The sequence below is a fragment of the Paenibacillus sp. KS-LC4 genome, from assembly GCF_036894955.1.
Lineage (GTDB): Bacteria > Bacillota > Bacilli > Paenibacillales > Paenibacillaceae > Pristimantibacillus.
Genome location: NZ_CP145905.1, coordinates 195987 through 213568 on the forward strand (window position 1 = coordinate 195987; position 17582 = coordinate 213568).

The window sequence follows — 17582 nt, forward strand, 5'->3', positions numbered from 1 at the left end:
AAGAGCTTGTATACGATGAAACGAGTGATATAACGTACAAGCTTATCGGGCTAATTAGAATTTTTAGATTTAGGCATGGTGACCTATAGGAGGAATTAAGATGAGTAATCAAATGCTAAATAGGCTGCAAACGGACAAGGGACAGGAGCTGCTTGCCCAAATGTATGGAAAGCAGCAGCTCATAGAGCAAACAGGCCGCTATCAATCGCTTGTTGAGCAATTTCAAGCGCATTTTGGAGAGCAGGAGGTGGGACTGTTTAGCTCCCCAGGGAGATGCGAGGTTGGAGGCAATCATACCGATCACAATCATGGAAAAGTTCTGGCGGGAAGCATTACGCTCGATACGATTGGGGCGGCAGTGAAGGTAGACGAGCCTGTTATTACCTTTTTCTCTGAAGGCTATGCAACGAAATATGTGATTAATCTTGAAGATATACAGCCCCAATCTGGAGATGATGGCACGACGTCGCTAGTTCGCGGCATTGCAGCCGGATTCAGGGATGCGGGCTTTCAAGTAGGAGGCTTCAATGCTTACATATCGAGCAATGTGTTTGCTGCATCGGGGTTAAGCTCGTCGGCGTCTTTCGAAATGCTGATCGGCACGATTTTAAATCATTATTATAATGATGGAAAGCTTGATGCTGTATCGCTCTCTAAAATCGGGCAATTTGCTGAAAATCACTATTGGAATAAGCCGTCCGGCCTGCTGGACCAAATGGCCTGCGCTTATGGCGGTTTGATTGCGATTGATTTTGAGACGCCTAAGGAGCCTGTGATCAAGCCTGTGCAATGGGATTTTCAGAAAAATGGCTATTCGCTGGTCATTGTAAATACAGGCGGGAATCATGCAGATTTAACAGAGGATTACGCGGCGGTGCCTAATGAGATGTATGCGGTAGCCAAATCGTTAGGAGCTTCGGTTTGTCGTGATTTAACGCCAGAGGACATTTACGCTAATTTAAAGGCGGTTAGAGCAGCGGCGGGAGATAGGGCTGTGCTGCGCGCCTTGCATTTTTTTGAGGAAAATGGGCGCGTCGATGATCAGGTGCTTGCACTTGAAGAGGGAAGGTTCAATGACTTCTTGCAGCTCATTACGGCTTCGGGGAATTCCTCGTGGAAATGGCTTCAGAACGTTTATCAAAGCGGTGCTACTCAAAATCAAGAAATTGCAATTGCGCTGTCCCTCACCGAAAATTATTTGAAGAAAATCGGCGATGGCGCCTGCCGTATTCATGGTGGAGGCTTCGCAGGAGTCATTTTGACCATTATTCCTAACGAGCACGCGGAAGCCTACATGTCATGGATTGGCGGCATGCTGGACACTCCGGTGCTGGTGGTGAATGTGAGGGAGCATGGGGCTGTCTATATTAATAAACTGCTGGATAACGAAGTTTAAAGTAAGCTTGAAAATTGACTAAGAGGTTATGCAGGATATGCAAGATATGCAGGACATGGAGTAGCACAGCCCATTTTTAGTAGTAAGACAGCGGAGAATGTTATGTTATCACGGGCCTAACGCTAGAAATTAGCGTTAGGCTTATTCTGTTTTCAAGCTCCTTTTAGCAAGAGCATGGAGATAGATACACGCAAGTTCACTGATCAGATTCCTTGCACGATAAAATTGACCAGAAATAACGCTGAGATTAAATACAGCGGGAGTGAAATCTTTTTTCTGTTACTAGTGGCAGCGTTAAGAACAATGTAAATGATGAACCCGAACGCCATGCCGTCTACAATACTGTAGGTTAGTGGAATCAGCGCGATGATAAGAAAGGATGGAAAGCCTTCAGTAAATTCCTTGAAATTGATATGTTGAACACTTGAAATCATCAAGCCTCCAACAATGATCAGGATCGGAGAAACAGCGCTGTCCGGAATGAGTATAATTAAAGGAATAAAGAACAAGGAAATCAAAAACAATAGGCCGGTTACGATGGATGTTCGTCCAGTTCTGCCTCCTACCGTAATCCCTGCGGCGCTCTCCACCGTTGCTACGGTCGGGCTGGTGCCGAAAAAGCCAGCCAAAACAGCCGAAACCGCGTTCGCCTGTAAAGAACGTTCAAATTTTTCTGATTTTCCAATTATACGCAAATGTCCGTGTACCAAGCCGATATTCTCGAATACAATCACAAGTGTTAGCGTAAAAGTTGCGATCCAAAACGTTATTGAACCGATCTTATTAAACGACATACCACCTATTACACTAAGGTAGGGCTGCAGGGAAAATGTGCCGGCTTCATCAAAATTCACATCAACCTGACGAAATACGATGGCGAGCAAAGTACCAGCAGCGATGGTGAAGAGAAAGCTGCCGGGTACTTTTCGAATAAACAGAAGCAGCGCTATAATCAATGTTGCTAGCGTAAGAAGTACATGCGGATTGCTGAAATCGCCAAGCTCAACGAATGTTTTTGAGCTGGCTACGACAATGCCGCCTTTCTGCAGACCGATAAAGGTAAGAAGCAGGCCAATCCCGACCGTTGTAGCTTCCTTCAATGAATCGGGAATGGAGACGGTTAGCCATCTTGCCAGCGGAGTAAACGCAACAAGAGCGAATAACAGACCAGAGACGAAGACGGCACCCAGCGCCTCCTGCCAAGAAAGCCCCATTGTATGAACGATTGTATAAGTAAAAAGAGCATTAATCCCCATACCTGGCACAAGTATAATTGGAGTTTTTGCCCATAACCCCATAATCAGGCAGCCGGTAAATGAAGTGAGTACGGTGGCGATAATCCCTGCTTCCAAAGGGATTCCGGCGTCCTGCAATATCGAGGCATTGACGGCAATGATGTATACAATGGTGAAAAACGATACGCACCCGGCGAGTATTTCCTTCCTTAGCGATACCACTTCTTTTTTTTGCTTAGTGTGGTTCTCAAACATTTAACATTACCCTTCTTTTTTGTATAGCTCCCGCTAATCAATAGGATGAGACTGAATCTTTGATGTTGAAGCGTCCTTCAATAGCAGGTTTGATGTGGCCCATCTTGCGAATATGATCAATGACGAGATCACGCATAATCATCGAAGTATCACGTACGTTGGAGCCCTTGAGAAAAGCTGTAAACCCGTCTCCGCCTTTGCATGTAAAATCGTCGGAAGCAATTTTGTAGACATGGTCTTCTTGAAGCGCTTCGCCTTTAATAGTAGCTTCCAGCACCTGATGTCCGGGATCGGCGGTAAGGTCGACAAGCATCTGGATTCCTGAGTGCTCCAGTACGCCGGCAGTCCTCCTTGCGCTCTGCTCCAGCACCTCTTTAAGCTCGCGGCCGGTCATCTCCATCACAAGGATGTTATTATTGAATGGTACCGCATTAATGACATGTCCTACTGTAATCTCTCCCTGCTCGATATCCGCACGCAATCCCCCCGGAGCCGTGAATACAGCGTCAGCCCCTGTATATAGACGAACAGCATCCGTAACAAGGTTTCCGAGTAGCGATTCGCCAAAATAATTGCGAGACAAATGCTGTTCGGTATACCCGATTTTTTCATCAATCAGTTCCTTCAGGCGATTGTCCCAATACTGCACTCGTTTCGAAACGGCAGGGTCTGGCTCGATTTGGTCGGTATAAATCGGTTCTAAGTGGCCTTCATAGGACATGATTTTTTTATGTGTTCGATCCACCTGAAGCTTCAAATAGCCTACAAAGGTGCCTAAACCGCGTGTGGAGCAAAGAAGTGTTCCCGTCTCGGAAGCAACATAAGGCTTGAGTATGGCTTTGTGCGCGTGTCCCGTTATCATCAGGTCGATGCCTGTGACATTGTTGCACATATGCACATCTTCTTCAAAATCCTTTTCTACATCAACCTCGCGATCCGTTGTCGATTGCTCAGCTGGAACTCCTTCGTGAGCAAGCACGATAACCAAATCGACGTGCGGTCTGAGAAGATGGACGTACTCTTGTAGAAGTGACTCTTGTTCACGAAATTCAAGGTCCTTCACAAGATCCACTTGAATGGTTTCATAGCCTGCTTTTTTGCCATGAATGCCGATGATTCCTATCTTCAATCCGCCTTTTTCAATGATTTCATATGGCTTGGCAAACAGAATGTTCGTTCCTTTGTAGAAGATGCTCCCCGACAAAAAAGGAAATTGCGCTTGAGAGATCAATTTTCTTGCATTCGGCACACCGTGATCGAACTCATGGTTGCCTATGCATGATGCATCAAAGCCGATGGCGTTATATAAATCGACAGGTGCTTCGCCATTGGTTAAAAAACTAATTGGTGGTCCGGTAATAATATCGCCTGCATCCAGTACTAGAACGTTAGGCTCCGAATTGCGGATTTTGTTGATATAGGCTGCCATATAAGCGGCCCCGCCCATCATCGGGCTCCCCTCGATCCACGTCGCCCGCACAGGCTTGTCCTGCGCATGGAAGTCATTGGTATATACAATTGTCAATGTGTTTATATCTGTCATATGGATTTTCCTCCATCCAATAAAAGTTTTATCGCAAACTATTATAAAAAGAAGTTCCGTGGCCTGTCGTCGGAGTCCCGAAGTTTTCGGCAAGCGTTGCGGCCAGATCGGAGAATGTCTCTCGGACACCGACAGTACACGTCTTGTTTAAGCCAGGACTATACAAGAGCAAAGGGACATATTCGCGTGTATGGTCAGTCCCCGGATACGTCGGATCATTGCCGTGATCGGCTGTAATAATCAGTAGATCATCCGTATAAATATTTTCCATAATGGACGGCAGATGAGCGTCGAATTCTTCGAGTGCACGTGCGTAGCCTTCGGGATCGCGCCGATGCCCGAAAAGGGAATCGAAATCAACTAAATTTGTAAACACGAGGCCTTTAAATTCTTTTTTTAGCGTTGCGATCGTTTTCTGGATACCATCAAGATTACTTTTTGTTGGTAATGCTTCCGTTACGCCTTCTCCTGAAAAAATATCATTAATTTTGCCGATAGCGATGACATCAAGCCCAGTATCCTGTATGGCATTCAACAAGGTAGGAGCCGGAGGGGACACGGCGTAATCGTGACGGTTTGGGGTACGCACGAAAGCTCCAGGCACTCCGGTATAGGGACGGGCAATGATACGGCCTACGCCGAACTCGCTATGCAACGTCAACTCGCGGGCAGCTTCACACGCTTCATACAGCTCTTTCAGTGGAATTGTCTCCTCATGGGCTGCGATCTGAAACACGCTGTCTGCCGACGTATAGACAATCCATGCTCCTGTCTGCATTTGTTCCTCGCCCAACTGGTCTAAAATTTCCGTGCCAGAAGCAGCCTTATTACCGATTACTTTACGTCCTGTCCGTTGCTCAAAGCGTTCAATTAACTCCTTCGGAAATCCGTTTGGGTAGACATTGAACGGTGTCGTCACCTTCAGGCCCATAAGCTCCCAATGTCCAGTCATTGTATCCTTTCCAACCGAAACCTCGGCCATTTTACCATAGCAGGCGCCAGGATTTTCGACCGGTTCAACCCCTCTTATATTTACGATATTGCCAAGACCCATCTTCTGCAAATTCGGCAGCGAGAAGCCCGGTACACTCTCGGCGATATGTCCTAACGTATGAGAGCCTCCATCCCCGAAGCTTCCTGCATCCGGCAGTTCTCCTACCCCAACGCTATCCAGCACAATTAAACAAATGCGTTTGAATTTCATGAGAGCCTCCTGCGGTTAGATTAAAGTTCCTCAATGATTCCGAGCACAAGCTTCAGGAATTTCGGCTTGACTTGCTCAGCGGCTTCCATCACTTCCTCGTGAGAGAGCGCTTGCTCTAATATTCCTGCTGCTTTATTTGTAATACATGAAATGCCGAGCACTTCCATGCCCGCATGTCTGGCAACGATGACTTCCGGAATCGTGGACATCCCTACGGCATCCGCCCCTAGGATACGCGCCATTCGTACCTCCGCGGGAGTTTCATATGTCGGTCCCAGATTCCCCATGTAAATGCCTTCTCTAAAGGTAAAATGCTGCCTGTCCGCTACACGGTAAGCTACTTGAATGAGGCGTTTGCTATATGCTTCACTCATATCCGGGAATCGGACGCCCAATTCCTTATCGTTCGGTCCGATAAGCGGGTTTTTCCCCATATTGTTAATGTGGTCGGAAATGAGCATCAGATCTCCAACCTCAAAGGCTGTATTGACCCCTCCCGCAGCATTGGTCACGATTAATTGATTCACGCCAATTGCTTTCAAAACGCGGACTGGAAACGTTACCGCTTGCGCTTCATATCCTTCATATAAATGAAAGCGCCCTTTCATCATGACGACTCGTTTGCCGTTAATCAGTCCCGAGACCAGCTCCCCTGCATGACCTTCTACAGTGGACACCGGGAAGTGCGGAATCGTTTCATAAGGAATGACTGTTGCATCCTCAATTAAATCCGCTAATATCCCCAGACCAGAGCCAAGAATCAAACCGATTTCTGGATAACAGCCAATCTCCTTCTGAATAAATAATGCCGCTTCTTGAATTTGTTGCTTGATATCTTTCATCTCACAGCACCCTCTTAATGTTTGAATTGTAAGGCTTAAAGCTAAGGTTTATACAGTCATCATAAACCATATCCTTAACTTTGTAAACGCTATTAAAATCAAAATGATAAAAATTAAAGGGAATATCGCTCTATTATTAAATTTAAAACAGATGAAAAGGGTGTTTAATAAGATCATATTGTTTTTTTGAGCTTATTATTTCTCATTTTTGATTTTATATTGTGTTTCGGATAGGCTTCGTATTCTGAACTTTTTAATCGACTGATTTCGGTCTGGGAGCGATACTAACAATAGTGTAGAATAGATTTGTAAAAAAGAATCGATTAATGGAGGACTTTCATGTTACAGGAATTTATAGGTTTAATGTCTCCTAAGACGAAAAGTTTAAAAGTTCTTTATTCTTTGGTTCGCAAGCATGGAGGTATCCGCATAAATGAATTAGTAGATCTAAGCGGCTATAAACATTCCACATGCTCGCGGCTTGTGGAAGAACTGGTACAGACAGGCCTCATTTATGATAGCGGTTTAGGAGAGACCAAAGTCGGCCGGAGGCCCGCATTGTATATGATTAAGCCTGATTCCCATTATCTAATAGGCGTTGAAATTTCAAGCTTATTTATAGTGGTTCTGCTCCTTGATTTGAATTTACAGGTTTTGGATGAAGTCAAATTTAAGGTTAACTCGAACTCCACGCCTGAAATGACTCTAAGCATGGTTAGCGATATTATTGAGCAGATGCTGCTTCGGCATCACGTGCCGCAAGGAAAGCTGCTGGGCATTGGTGTAGGCGCTATAAGTCCGTTAGATTGGGAACAAGGCGTCATTTTATTGAATGATTTCCTTTCAGAAGGTTTGAATAAATTGAATATTATTGAAGCGTTAGAGCAACGATTTCATACGGTCGTCCTCCTGGATAATGGAGCGAATCTGGCTGCCCTTGGGGAATATCGAAGCAAATACTGGAGAGAAACAGATAATCTTGTGTATACATCCTCCGGAATTGGAGTTCGAAGCGGCATCATTTTGCAGGGACAGGTCGTCGGCAGCAGACTTGATATGGACGAATCTTTCGGACACATAACTGTAGATGTTCATGGAAGGAAATGCTCTTGTGGAGCTTACGGTTGCCTTGAAGCCTACAGCAGCTTTCCTGCTGTACGGGAAGAATTGATTCGAAGGATTAAGCGAGGTAAAAGCTCCGCTCTTCAAACGATGTCCCTGCAAGCAGACGACATTCAATTCCATCATATATTAGATGCCTTGACGCTGGGAGATCCTTTGTGTACTGATGTTGTAAGGGACGCCGCCTATTATTACGGAATCGGCCTTGCTAATTTGATTCACCTGATTCGTCCGGATATTGTCATTGTTGGAGGAGGATTAGGGGGGAATATCACCTTCTATGAAATGGCTTCGGAAACAGTGCAAGAGCGCATTAAACATTATAAGAACTATCAGGTTCAAATCATCAGAGCATCCTCAGGATATAATGCGGTCGCTGTAGGCGCAGGCTGCATGGTATTTGACTATTTTCTGGAAGAAAGAACCATTCATGCGACTTTAGAGACGAATGACCATACTGAGGATATAAAGCAGTAAATCCTCCCGAATCGGGAGGATTTACATGGAGCTCATCAAATGCACTCTTGTCGTTCAGACCGAACATTTACAAAATCTTGCTATTCGGGACTGCTTGTCTGTTCGATGCGGTTGAGTTTTTTGTCAAATACCCTGGTGAAAATGAAGGTTGCAGCAGCAATCATAACCATAAGCACTAAGGCTACATTGCTATACATCGCAGTTTTCGGATTGGATGAGAAATCCAGGATTTTGTTCATCATGTACGGCTGACCGTAAAGCATGGCAATAAACGCTCCGCCAAGCGAGCTGCCAACGTTGAGTACAAGCCTCTCGATGCCTACTCCTGAACCGCGCTGGTGCTCAGGAAGCAACTGTGTATAATTTGTAAGATATCCTGAGAAAAATAAAGCATAGCCGATATTGAATAAGCCCATGCCAACGAATACAAAAGCTACTGAATACCCGACCAAAAAAGCAACCATGGTCAAACCAGAAAATATAAACAAGCCGCCAAGCAGTGCAATATTGCGGTAGCCAACCGCTTTAATAATACGGCCGGAATACATTCCGGCAATGAAAGCGGCAATGTTTGTTAACGAATAAAACACACCGATGGTGCTGACCGGCAGCCCGTAAGCATTACTAACAATAAAGGGAAAAATAAAGCCGAACCCTACCTGTGTTCCATAAAACAAACCACAGACTATAAGAGACCATATAATTCCTTTGACTTTAAATAATTCTGGCTTAATGAACGGATTTTTGCTCTTAATTGTATATAATGCGAAAATTGCAATAAATACAATGGCGGAAATTAACAGCATAGGATACTGCATCTTAAATGTCATAAATGTGATCAGCAATGTTGAAATAAAGGTCACTAAAATCATGCCAATGAAATCGAAAGAACCTTTTTTGCTTTCATCTTTAGGTAAATTTTTGATAAGGGTTGGTACGCCAATCAGAGTGAGAAGCGGGAAAAGAAATATATAATTCCAGTGCAAATTCTCTGTTATATAGCCTCCAAAAAAATGGCCGGCCGCAGAGGCGAGCTGGAAAATGGCTGCATTATAGCCGAAATATTTTGCAGCTGTTAATCTGTCAAAATATTTAAGGGCAATAACGACTTGCAGTGCAAGAGGAATCGCAATCGTTAGCGCAAATAGTACCCTCGCAGTAATCAATAATGTGAAGCTATGTGGCGAAAAGAAGCCGATCATAGTCACAACAGGGAGAACAAAGCATGAAGCTAACATTAATTTTCGGGTACTGACGATATCTGATAAAGCCGAGAATACAATTGAAGCGATACCCAAAAATAATTTACCCAGCGTAACGATTAAGCTGACAGTTGATGGGGTTATCCCAAACTCCTGAGACAGGTTGGGTGTAATTAAATTGAATACGTTTTCATTAAAAACCTGAAAAAATTCGTAGAGCAAAATCCATGGCATACACTTGATGACTCTTCTCTTTACATCTTCGCTCTGCAAGTTAATCATTTTTTAACCTCCTAGTGCTACGAAACTTGACTCCATTTTATGAAAAGTTCTGTATTTGGACTTTCAATGCCTCTACCAATCCTCCTTAGTGCTGTATGGATATCATCTTGATGATTGTTATCTTAACGAAATAGTTCCTCTTTGTAAATCTATTTATTTTCGTTTTGAGAAAAAAGGCCTCCGTAATAGCGATTATCAAGCTAAAATTAAAATTTTCTTTCTAAAATAGCTAAAAATCAGTTATTTCTTTATATTTATTCTCAATTTGAAAATATAAACCGAAGCAATTGCCTTCATACCTAGGGGACGAAAAGGTTCAAGATATATAATCTTAACGAAAACACCATCTGGCGTGCACAGCCACAAAATAAAAAAAGAACCGCACTATTGTGCGGTTCTTGATCATTTAAGTATGGCGCGCCCGATACGATTCGAACGTACGACCTGCAGTTTAGGAAACTGTCGCTCTATCCTGCTGAGCTACGGGCGCGCAGCATTGATTATTTTACCATGGAAGGCGAGATCAAGCAACAATGCTTGCCAGTTTAACTGCTTGATTAGTCTATCCAACTAAGGGAATCGTCAGTCTGCTCCACCTTTTTGCTTTACTAACACATTGTTGCACGATTTGCACCATGCTCTTTAAATCCTCATCTTATTGCGTACAGTTAGCGCTGCGCCAGTTACGACAGCATCCTCTTTAAGCTGGCCTGTGGAAAACCTCGGTTCGTAGGCGGGAGAATAGTAGGTGTTTTTCTTTGCAGTATCTGTAGCGGTCTGAAAGTACATCGGCTTGGAATTGATTAAAGCGCCGCCCAGAATCACAAGCTCCGGGTGGAAAATATTAATCAAATTCGCCAGGCCAACGCCGAAATAGACGGCGGACTGCTGGAACAGCTCCTGCACATACGGATCATCTGCCGACAGGGCTTGCAGCAGCACTTCATAATTCAGCTGCTCGGGAGTGACGGAATAGGCTTTGAGCAGCGAGTCCTGCCCCATCTTCGCATGGGAGCGTGCCTGATGCTCCAGTGCCTGAATCGAAGCATACGCCTCCAGCGCGCCGTAATTACCTGCCAGAGACAGACGTGGCCCATCCGTGTGAATAATCATTTGTCCAATTGAGCCTTCCATATCCATCGTGCCATGGACGATACGGCCATAGGACATCATCGCGGAGCGCAGGCTGACACCAGCATGCACGTACAGCGCATGCTTAATATCTTCATGGCGCAACGCCCAACGCTCGCCGAGCAGCGCGGTGTTGGCGCCATTTTCAAGAAAAGCGGTAAATCCGGTTGCTTCCTCAAACATTTGGCAAATCGGCACCTGCGTCCAGCCGCGGGCGGCAAAATACAGCGGGTCCAAAATCATTCCGCTGCTCCGATCAAGCGGTCCAACGGCTCCAATGCCAATACCGAGCACTTGCTCCCGCTCAATCCGGTGATCCCGAAGCAACGTACGCATAAGCTGTGACGCATAGTCGACCAGCGTCTGTGGCGTCATCGCCTCATCCATCCGCCAGCGCACGAGTGATTTCTGATTCAGCTGCATATCAAATAAGCCTAGCGTCGAGGAAAAACGCGAAATTTCCAGTCCGAAAATGTACCGGTAACCCGCATGAATTTGGTATAAAATCGGCCGTCGGCCGCCGCTGGAGGGACCAAGGCCCGTTTCCTGAATCAGCCCCTCCGTCACCAGTTCCTCCAGCACACGCGTGAGCGTACTGCTCGTCAGCTTGTGTCGATCCAGGAGCTCCGCCTTCGATACGGTGCCTTGCTCAGCGATTTGTGTATAAATAAGCTCTTTATGAGAGGGAACGTCCCGTTCCGCTTTGTACATAGCTAATCCCTGCTTACTATAGATAGGATGAAAAAACGAAAGTACCACTCCTCATTATATCGTAATTCATGGACAGTCGCTATGCTCAAGGGCACCCCAAACATTATTCCAAAAAGAAATTAATTCGATTGAAATCACTCGTTAATTAAGCGTTGAACAACGTTAAAATGAAATTTTGAGTCTTTTTTTAATAAGTTAATACCAAAATGGAATAAAGGTGGTATAATAGAGAGAAAGCATCACCCCATCAATGGAGGGAACCTCATGGCAAATGGACAAAATAAAAAGCTGGGCATGCTGCTGCAGCTGTTTTGGATATTTTTTCGAATTGGGCCTACAACGTTTGGCGGCGGCTATGCAATGATGCCGATGATCGAGCGGGAGACGGTACAGAGGCGGCAGTGGATGGATGAAAAGGAATGGACGCAGCTCATTTCACTCGCAGGGTCCGCACCCGGCGGAGTGGGCGTCAATGCGGCAGCGATGGTTGGCTATCGACAGGCTGGCGCAGCAGGGGCGATTATTGCTATTGTTGGCATTACGCTTCCTACGCTTCTGCTCGTTTTGCTGCTTGGTTTATTTATGCGTGTCGTTGGCGATCATCCGAAGCTGGTTGCGGCGCTTAAAGGGATACATGGAGCGGTCATTGCCTTAATGGTGATGGCAGCATATCGCATGGCGCGTGCGGCGCTGTTTGATATGACTACGATATTCGTAGCGATTGTGACGCTGGCCGTGCTGCTGTTTACTGCAATTAATCCGATATTCGTTGTTCTGGCGGGGCTGCTTGGAGGCATCGTATTCACGAAAGGAAAGGAGCTGCTGGGGATGAAGGTGCTGACGGAGAAAGCTTCTGTCCGCAGAACTAGCAGCGAAATTGAATATTACATTTAAAATTGGAGAGGGGGCACGGAGTATGCTCGGAGAGCTGTTCATTGTTTTTTTGAAAATAGGTTGTGTCTCGTTTGGAGGGGGCTATGCGGTTATTCCGATTATTCAATATGAGGCTTTATCCCGAGGGTGGATGACGCAGGGGGAATTTCAGCAGGCCGTCTCCCTTGCCGGGATGGCGCCAGGCTCAATTGCAACAAATGCGGCGACGCTGCTCGGTTATCAGTCCGCCGGCATCACAGGCGCGATCATAGCGACTGCCGGCATGGTGCTGCCGTCGCTTGTGCTCATGATTGTAGTGTCAGCATTCATCCTCCGCCTTCAAAATAATAAATGGCTGTCGGCCTCCTTTTACGGATTAAAGCCGATGATTACTGGCTTAATGGTCTATGCGGCCATTCATTTCGGATATCCGAATGATGGTATGCTGCTGAGCTGGCCGTTCGCGGGAATGCTGCTTATCGTTGCAGGCAGCTTGTATTTACTGATGCGCTACAAATTGCCTCCGTTTATCATCATTGCCGGAGCAGGAGTGGTTGGCATTATTTTATTTTAAAATATAATCATTTATAAATATCATCCTTATAAGGGGCTCATATTTCACCCATGAAACAGCAGCTTTTCCGCCAGAGGACGGCACCAGCCGTTTCACCTTGAAATATAGGAAAGGCCGTAACGTTATCCATTCACTATATTTCTCGGAATGAAACGCGCTGCGCCGCCAATGGACAGCACCAGCCGTTTCACCTTGGCGCGCACTGTCGAAGGCTGCGCAACGAAAAGGCCGTTCATTTACTTGCCAAAAGAACATTATATGCTAGCTTAAAGCTGTATGAAGTCGATTAAAACCGCTTGTTTCGGGTGCTTGCTGTAAGCAGCAATTTTCCGAAACAAGCGGCTTTTGGTTTTCTTTGGAATCGTCGATTCAACAGCATTCGAGAAAGGATAATGTTCCATGTGGAACATATTGTCGAACTTCTATAAAAATTTCACTGAAAAATGAAAAAATATTAATTCGAAAGACCTACAAATTCACCTGTTTTTTACCGAAATATAACTAAACAACTTGAATAGACGGTGAGGGATACAAATATGAATACAGTTCAAGCTATGCTTCATGTGATGCCTTACATCCAGAAAATGATGCGGGAGAGTGCAAGTCTGACTCTATATGACCGTACTCATATGCTTTATTATTTACCTATGCCGGATGTGGATATGGGGTTCAAATCAGGCGATCTGTTAGTGGATGGTTTTAAAGACTTCGTTGCGCTTAAGAACGGCAGGGAGGAGAGCATTACCCATATACCCGAGGAAGCGTTTGGAACGGCTATGGATGCAGTAAACATTCCGATTAAAAATGAAAAGGGCGAGGTAGAGGCTGTTTTTTGCGTAGCTTATAATTTAACGAACCAAAATCAACTGGAGCATCTTGTACGGGAAAGCAATGCTGTAGCGGAGCATCTGGTGCAGATGGTTCAGCAAATGGCAGCCCATTCCGAGGAGCTGCATGCGGCGAGCGAGCAGATTGCGGAAAATTCAAAAACCACAACGGAAAACTCAAAGCAAATCACCAAGGTAGCAGGCTTTATTAAAGAGGTATCCGAGCAGACAAATATGCTAGGGCTTAATGCGGCAATTGAGGCAGCGCGTGCAGGAGAAGCGGGAGCAGGCTTTGGTGTAGTGGCGACCGAGGTGCGTAAGCTGTCCGTTGACTCCAAAAAAGCGACAGTAGAAATTGAGAAGGCGCTTGGCGACATCCAAACGTCGATCAAAGGCATGGAGCGCGAAATTTCGCAAATCATGGCGTCATCCAAGGAGCAGGCTTCCATGGTTGATGCTTTTACGAAAGTTATTGAGCGCCTGCAGAGCTCAAGTCAAGCAATGAAAGACATTGCAGATCAGATGGTTTCCTACAATCTTACGAAATCCTGAGCTAAACGCCAGACATAGATGTGAGATAACTGCGCACAGCATCTTGAAAGCGTGAGAAGCCTTGCCCCATGACGATAATCGTCAAGGGGTAAGGCTTTTTTTAGAAAAATATACGTGTTGGACATAGGATTCACCTATAGGCTAGCCTCTATACTATGCGAATCGCATAAAAAAGCCATACCGATAGCCGCGGTCCTCCTACTAATGTCAGGTTTCATTTACAAAAAAAGATGTAATGCGACAAAATCGCGGTGGATAAATCGACATCGCTTGTCGGAAAAATAAAAGGGTCTTTCCCAAATGAAGAAATGAACAGCAGCAACCCTTTATGAATATCGCCATACCAATATGTTACCGATTTTGTTAATCATTAAAATCCTTAAAAATAGGAATTTAGAACTACTATTTTGGAAGGTGATCCTGATTTTGTCGAAAGTTGCCTGAAAATTATAGGTGATTGTCGACACGTTTTTACAAACAGCCCACTAGAATAAGCGTATAATAAAATAAAAATGCCACACAAGCGCTGTATTTAAGGAGTGGGCCACGAAGCGAGCTATGGACAAAATAATTCTACTCGATCAATTGCAATCGCTAAGGCTAAAGCTCCATGAGATAGCCGAAGCACGAGGTAGTCTGACAGACCCTGACGTTCTTGCGATTAGCGAGGAGGCAGATCAATTAATCGTTGCACTTCAACAGATGCAGCGTGATGAGATGATTGGTTCTCCCATGCGTCGTAAACACGACTAGTCAATTATATATTTTTCCGTCGCAGCTTCCTGAAGAATTGGGTAAGCATTGTGGCGCATTCTTGTTGCAATATGCCGCTAGTCAGTTCCGTTTCGTGGTTGAAACGCGGCTCCTGCAGCAAATTCATTAGTGTGCCTGCGCATCCTGCTTTGGGATCGCCGGTTCCATATACGACGCGCTTTACTCTTGCTTGCACGATAGCCCCAGCACACATTGGACAAGGCTCCAATGTTACATATAAGGTACAGTCGAGCAGCCGCCAAGCGTCCAGCTCCTTGCAGGCATCGCGAATGGCGACCATTTCAGCGTGGGCAGTAGGGTCGTGCTGAGTTTCCCGCAGATTGTAGCCTCTCCCAATAATTTCACGATCCTTAACAACAATAGCTCCTATGGGAACCTCACCAATTCGCTCGGCTTTTCTGGCTTCCTCAATAGCCTGTTGCATCCAATACTCATCTTCCTTTTCTCTCAGCATGATGAAAACCCTCCTATATCTGTAAAATCAATAGCGTTTATTCAGCGAACAAATATTCTGTTGTTAACATGTAGTGGATAACAATGGGGATAACTTTTTAGTTATACACCTTTTTATGCACAAAATATTCGACCTGTATGTGCATAAGTAGGCCTTAATGTTTATAAAATGTGGATAAGTCGTTCGAATTTACGACGATAAAGGTGGTCTTCATAGTGCCATTCAAACTCAAGCTCTGCTTACTTATTGCGATAGCATTCTTCTCCATGTTTGTCACCCTACTCATTGTGGACCAATATTCAATGTTTCGCAATATGCACAATAATCTTAGCAGCATGCTGGGCAAAGCATCCTTACAGCTCGCCGAAAGGCTGGCTCTATCAGATAGCCAGTTAGCCGAGGGGGCAGCTCTTGATGCGGAGACAGAGGAGCAATTTAACAGCATGATTGAAAACTGGAAGCAGTGGGACTCGCGCATTTTGGATATTACGATATTACGGCCGAAGGTTCATGATGAGCAGGTTTTGAGCGTAGCTAGCTATGATCTTATTTATGGCGAGCAGGGCTTATATGAGGCCGAGCTTGAGCAGGAGCTGATTAATCAGACAGCCAGGGATCACCTTTTTCGGGTCAATGAGTTTGAAATGGACGGGGTAGCTTATCTCAAGAGCTACTACACCAATGAAAATATGCAGCCTGCCGTTATTCGCATCGTCTATAGCTACGAATACTTTCATGATCGGGCTGCGAGCAAGGTGAGGGATTGGCTGAAGTATGCCGGCATTTTTATGTTATTTATTCTTTTGGGCAGCTATTTGCTGTCTGGCATACTGCTCCGTCCGCTTAAATCCATTTTATGGAAGGTTAATGAAGTATCTCACGGCCGTTTTGAATCATTCATTAAAGTGAGAAGCAGGGATGAATTTGGTCTGCTTGCAGTGAAAATAAACGCAATGTCGCAAAACCTCAGCATTTATATGGATAAGCTTCGCAAGGCGTTTGAGGAAAACCGACGGATGAAGCATTATTTGCAATCCTTCATTAATCATACGAGTGATGCGATCCATGTGGTTGATTTGCAGGGAAACATTATTCAGGTAAATCAGGCCTTCGAGCAGCTGTATGGGTATACAGCGGAAGAGGCGCTTGGTCGCTCGCTCGTGCTCACGCCGGAAAGCCAGCGGGGAGAAATGAAGCTGATCATCGCCTCGCTCCTTGCAGGCAAGGTGCTTCCTGCTCAGGAGACGAAGCGTTTAACGAAACAGGGTGAAGTCATTCCTGTAAGCGTTACGATATCTCCGATTCGGGACAGCGCAGGCGATGTGAAGGCCTTCGCGAGCATTACCCGCGACATGAGGAGTCGCAACAAGATGGAGGAGCTGCTGCGCCGCTCCGAGAAGCTGACGACGGTCGGGCAGCTTGCGGCTGGCGTTGCCCATGAAATTCGTAATCCGCTGACGACGCTACGGGGCTTTCTCCAGCTTCAGCTGAAAAATCAAACGGGAAATGCTCAGCATACAAGCCTGATGCTGTCGGAGCTGGACCGCATTAACCTGATTGTCAGCGAATTTTTGATTTTGGCAAAGCCTCAGGCAACACAGTTCACCATAAAGGATGTGAAGCAGGTGCTGCGCGATGTGCTGCTGTTTCTGGACAGCGAGGCACATCTGCATAATGCGGAGTTTCTGACCGTTTTCACCGAAGAGTCCTGCGAGATTTCCTGTGAGGAAAATCAGCTCAAGCAAGTATTCATTAATGTGCTGAAAAATGCGATCGAAGCGATGCCAAGCGGCGGTCCGATATACATACGCTTGAAGCGCAATATAAGCCACATTACCATAGAGATAGCTGATGAAGGCATCGGTATTCCGGAGGAAATGATTCCGCGAATCGGAAGTCCATTCCTCACAGGCAAGGAAAGCGGCACCGGGCTTGGCATGATGGTCAGCCAGCGCATTATCCAGAGCCATCAAGGCATGATTGATATTCAAAGCCAAGTGAATGCCGGAACAACGGTGACCATTACGCTTCCCACTTTGAAAGAAGGGGGCGACGGAGGTATACTAGTAGAAAAAGCAGGCTCTGCAAGTTTATATGGATAGCAGATTGAGCGGCATACTTGGATGAG

The 17582-nt window shown here is 45.5% G+C and carries 14 protein-coding genes and 1 tRNA gene; 7 read left to right on the plus strand and 8 right to left on the minus strand.

Annotated elements, in window-relative coordinates; all coding sequences use genetic code 11:
* Window positions 1-100 precede the first annotated feature (100 nt).
* A complete protein-coding gene (locus V5J77_RS00875) occupies window positions 101-1396 on the plus strand; it encodes a galactokinase family protein (RefSeq protein WP_338553922.1) in 1296 nt (431 codons plus the stop codon).
* 203 nt (window positions 1397-1599) lie between these two features.
* Here the strand turns inward: V5J77_RS00875 and V5J77_RS00880 are convergent, their stop codons facing one another.
* From V5J77_RS00880 to V5J77_RS00895, 4 genes are read right to left on the minus strand one after another with little or no spacing between them, the layout of a single operon-like run.
* Window positions 1600-2886, minus strand: coding sequence for an NCS2 family permease (locus tag V5J77_RS00880; protein WP_338553923.1), 1287 nt, complete (start codon window positions 2884-2886; stop codon window positions 1600-1602).
* 37 nt (window positions 2887-2923) lie between these two features.
* Window positions 2924-4429, minus strand: a complete 1506-nt coding sequence (locus V5J77_RS00885) for a bifunctional UDP-sugar hydrolase/5'-nucleotidase (protein ID WP_338553924.1) — start codon at window positions 4427-4429, stop codon at window positions 2924-2926.
* 28 nt (window positions 4430-4457) lie between these two features.
* A complete protein-coding gene (gene deoB / locus V5J77_RS00890) occupies window positions 4458-5633 on the minus strand; it encodes a phosphopentomutase (RefSeq protein WP_338553925.1) in 1176 nt (391 codons plus the stop codon).
* Window positions 5634-5653: 20 nt separating this feature from the next.
* Window positions 5654-6475 (minus strand): purine-nucleoside phosphorylase, encoded by an 822-nt coding sequence (locus V5J77_RS00895; RefSeq protein ID WP_338553926.1) that lies wholly within the window; start codon window positions 6473-6475, stop codon window positions 5654-5656.
* 339 nt (window positions 6476-6814) lie between these two features.
* Here V5J77_RS00895 and V5J77_RS00900 point away from each other — a divergent pair, with 339 nt between their 5' ends.
* Window positions 6815-8074 carry an ROK family transcriptional regulator gene (locus V5J77_RS00900; protein WP_338553927.1) on the plus strand — a complete coding sequence of 420 codons (1260 nt, stop codon included), beginning with the start codon at window positions 6815-6817 and terminating at the stop codon, window positions 8072-8074.
* Window positions 8075-8154: 80 nt separating this feature from the next.
* On the opposite strand, the gene V5J77_RS00905 is transcribed toward V5J77_RS00900, so the two are convergent.
* The 3 genes from V5J77_RS00905 to V5J77_RS00915 form a co-directional block, all read right to left on the minus strand.
* Window positions 8155-9558, minus strand: coding sequence for an MFS transporter (locus V5J77_RS00905; RefSeq protein WP_338553928.1), 1404 nt, complete (start codon window positions 9556-9558; stop codon window positions 8155-8157).
* 413 nt (window positions 9559-9971) lie between these two features.
* Window positions 9972-10048 (minus strand) — tRNA-Arg (locus tag V5J77_RS00910).
* Between the two features lie 152 nt (window positions 10049-10200).
* Window positions 10201-11400: an ROK family transcriptional regulator gene (locus tag V5J77_RS00915; protein ID WP_338553929.1), complete on the minus strand. Its 1200-nt coding sequence runs from the start codon at window positions 11398-11400 to the stop codon at window positions 10201-10203.
* 264 nt (window positions 11401-11664) lie between these two features.
* Here V5J77_RS00915 and V5J77_RS00920 point away from each other — a divergent pair, with 264 nt between their 5' ends.
* From V5J77_RS00920 to V5J77_RS00935, 4 genes are all read left to right on the plus strand, one after another.
* Window positions 11665-12294, plus strand: a complete 630-nt coding sequence (locus V5J77_RS00920; RefSeq protein ID WP_338553930.1) for a chromate transporter — start codon at window positions 11665-11667, stop codon at window positions 12292-12294.
* Between the two features lie 22 nt (window positions 12295-12316).
* Complete coding sequence (locus V5J77_RS00925; protein WP_338553931.1) at window positions 12317-12847, plus strand: chromate transporter; 531 nt, start codon at window positions 12317-12319, stop codon at window positions 12845-12847.
* A gap of 536 nt (window positions 12848-13383) precedes the next feature.
* Window positions 13384-14226 (plus strand): methyl-accepting chemotaxis protein, encoded by an 843-nt coding sequence (locus V5J77_RS00930; RefSeq protein WP_338553932.1) that lies wholly within the window; start codon window positions 13384-13386, stop codon window positions 14224-14226.
* A gap of 558 nt (window positions 14227-14784) precedes the next feature.
* The gene (locus tag V5J77_RS00935) at window positions 14785-14979 is read left to right on the plus strand and encodes an aspartyl-phosphate phosphatase Spo0E family protein (RefSeq protein WP_338553933.1); all 195 of its coding nucleotides are present in this window, start codon (window positions 14785-14787) and stop codon (window positions 14977-14979) included.
* Between the two features lie 4 nt (window positions 14980-14983).
* On the opposite strand, the gene tadA is transcribed toward V5J77_RS00935, so the two are convergent.
* A complete protein-coding gene (gene tadA / locus V5J77_RS00940; protein ID WP_338553934.1) occupies window positions 14984-15454 on the minus strand; it encodes a tRNA adenosine(34) deaminase TadA in 471 nt (156 codons plus the stop codon).
* Between the two features lie 215 nt (window positions 15455-15669).
* Between tadA and V5J77_RS00945 the strand changes: the two genes are divergently transcribed.
* A complete protein-coding gene (locus tag V5J77_RS00945) occupies window positions 15670-17556 on the plus strand; it encodes an ATP-binding protein (RefSeq protein WP_338553935.1) in 1887 nt (628 codons plus the stop codon).
* Window positions 17557-17582 lie beyond the last annotated feature (26 nt).

What these genes read in the sequence shown, in the direction of transcription:
- V5J77_RS00875 (WP_338553922.1), top strand. Translation starts at nt 101, where the DNA reads ATGAGTAATCAAATGCTAAATAGGCTGCAAACGGACAAGGGACAGGAG.
- V5J77_RS00880 (WP_338553923.1), bottom strand. Translation starts at nt 2,886, where the DNA reads ATGTTTGAGAACCACACTAAGCAAAAAAAAGAAGTGGTATCGCTAAGG.
- V5J77_RS00885 (WP_338553924.1), bottom strand. Translation starts at nt 4,429, where the DNA reads ATGACAGATATAAACACATTGACAATTGTATATACCAATGACTTCCAT.
- deoB (WP_338553925.1), bottom strand. Translation starts at nt 5,633, where the DNA reads ATGAAATTCAAACGCATTTGTTTAATTGTGCTGGATAGCGTTGGGGTA.
- V5J77_RS00895 (WP_338553926.1), bottom strand. Translation starts at nt 6,475, where the DNA reads ATGAAAGATATCAAGCAACAAATTCAAGAAGCGGCATTATTTATTCAG.
- V5J77_RS00900 (WP_338553927.1), top strand. Translation starts at nt 6,815, where the DNA reads ATGTTACAGGAATTTATAGGTTTAATGTCTCCTAAGACGAAAAGTTTA.
- V5J77_RS00905 (WP_338553928.1), bottom strand. Translation starts at nt 9,558, where the DNA reads ATGATTAACTTGCAGAGCGAAGATGTAAAGAGAAGAGTCATCAAGTGT.
- V5J77_RS00915 (WP_338553929.1), bottom strand. Translation starts at nt 11,400, where the DNA reads ATGTACAAAGCGGAACGGGACGTTCCCTCTCATAAAGAGCTTATTTAT.
- V5J77_RS00920 (WP_338553930.1), top strand. Translation starts at nt 11,665, where the DNA reads ATGGCAAATGGACAAAATAAAAAGCTGGGCATGCTGCTGCAGCTGTTT.
- V5J77_RS00925 (WP_338553931.1), top strand. Translation starts at nt 12,317, where the DNA reads ATGCTCGGAGAGCTGTTCATTGTTTTTTTGAAAATAGGTTGTGTCTCG.
- V5J77_RS00930 (WP_338553932.1), top strand. Translation starts at nt 13,384, where the DNA reads ATGAATACAGTTCAAGCTATGCTTCATGTGATGCCTTACATCCAGAAA.
- V5J77_RS00935 (WP_338553933.1), top strand. Translation starts at nt 14,785, where the DNA reads ATGGACAAAATAATTCTACTCGATCAATTGCAATCGCTAAGGCTAAAG.
- tadA (WP_338553934.1), bottom strand. Translation starts at nt 15,454, where the DNA reads ATGCTGAGAGAAAAGGAAGATGAGTATTGGATGCAACAGGCTATTGAG.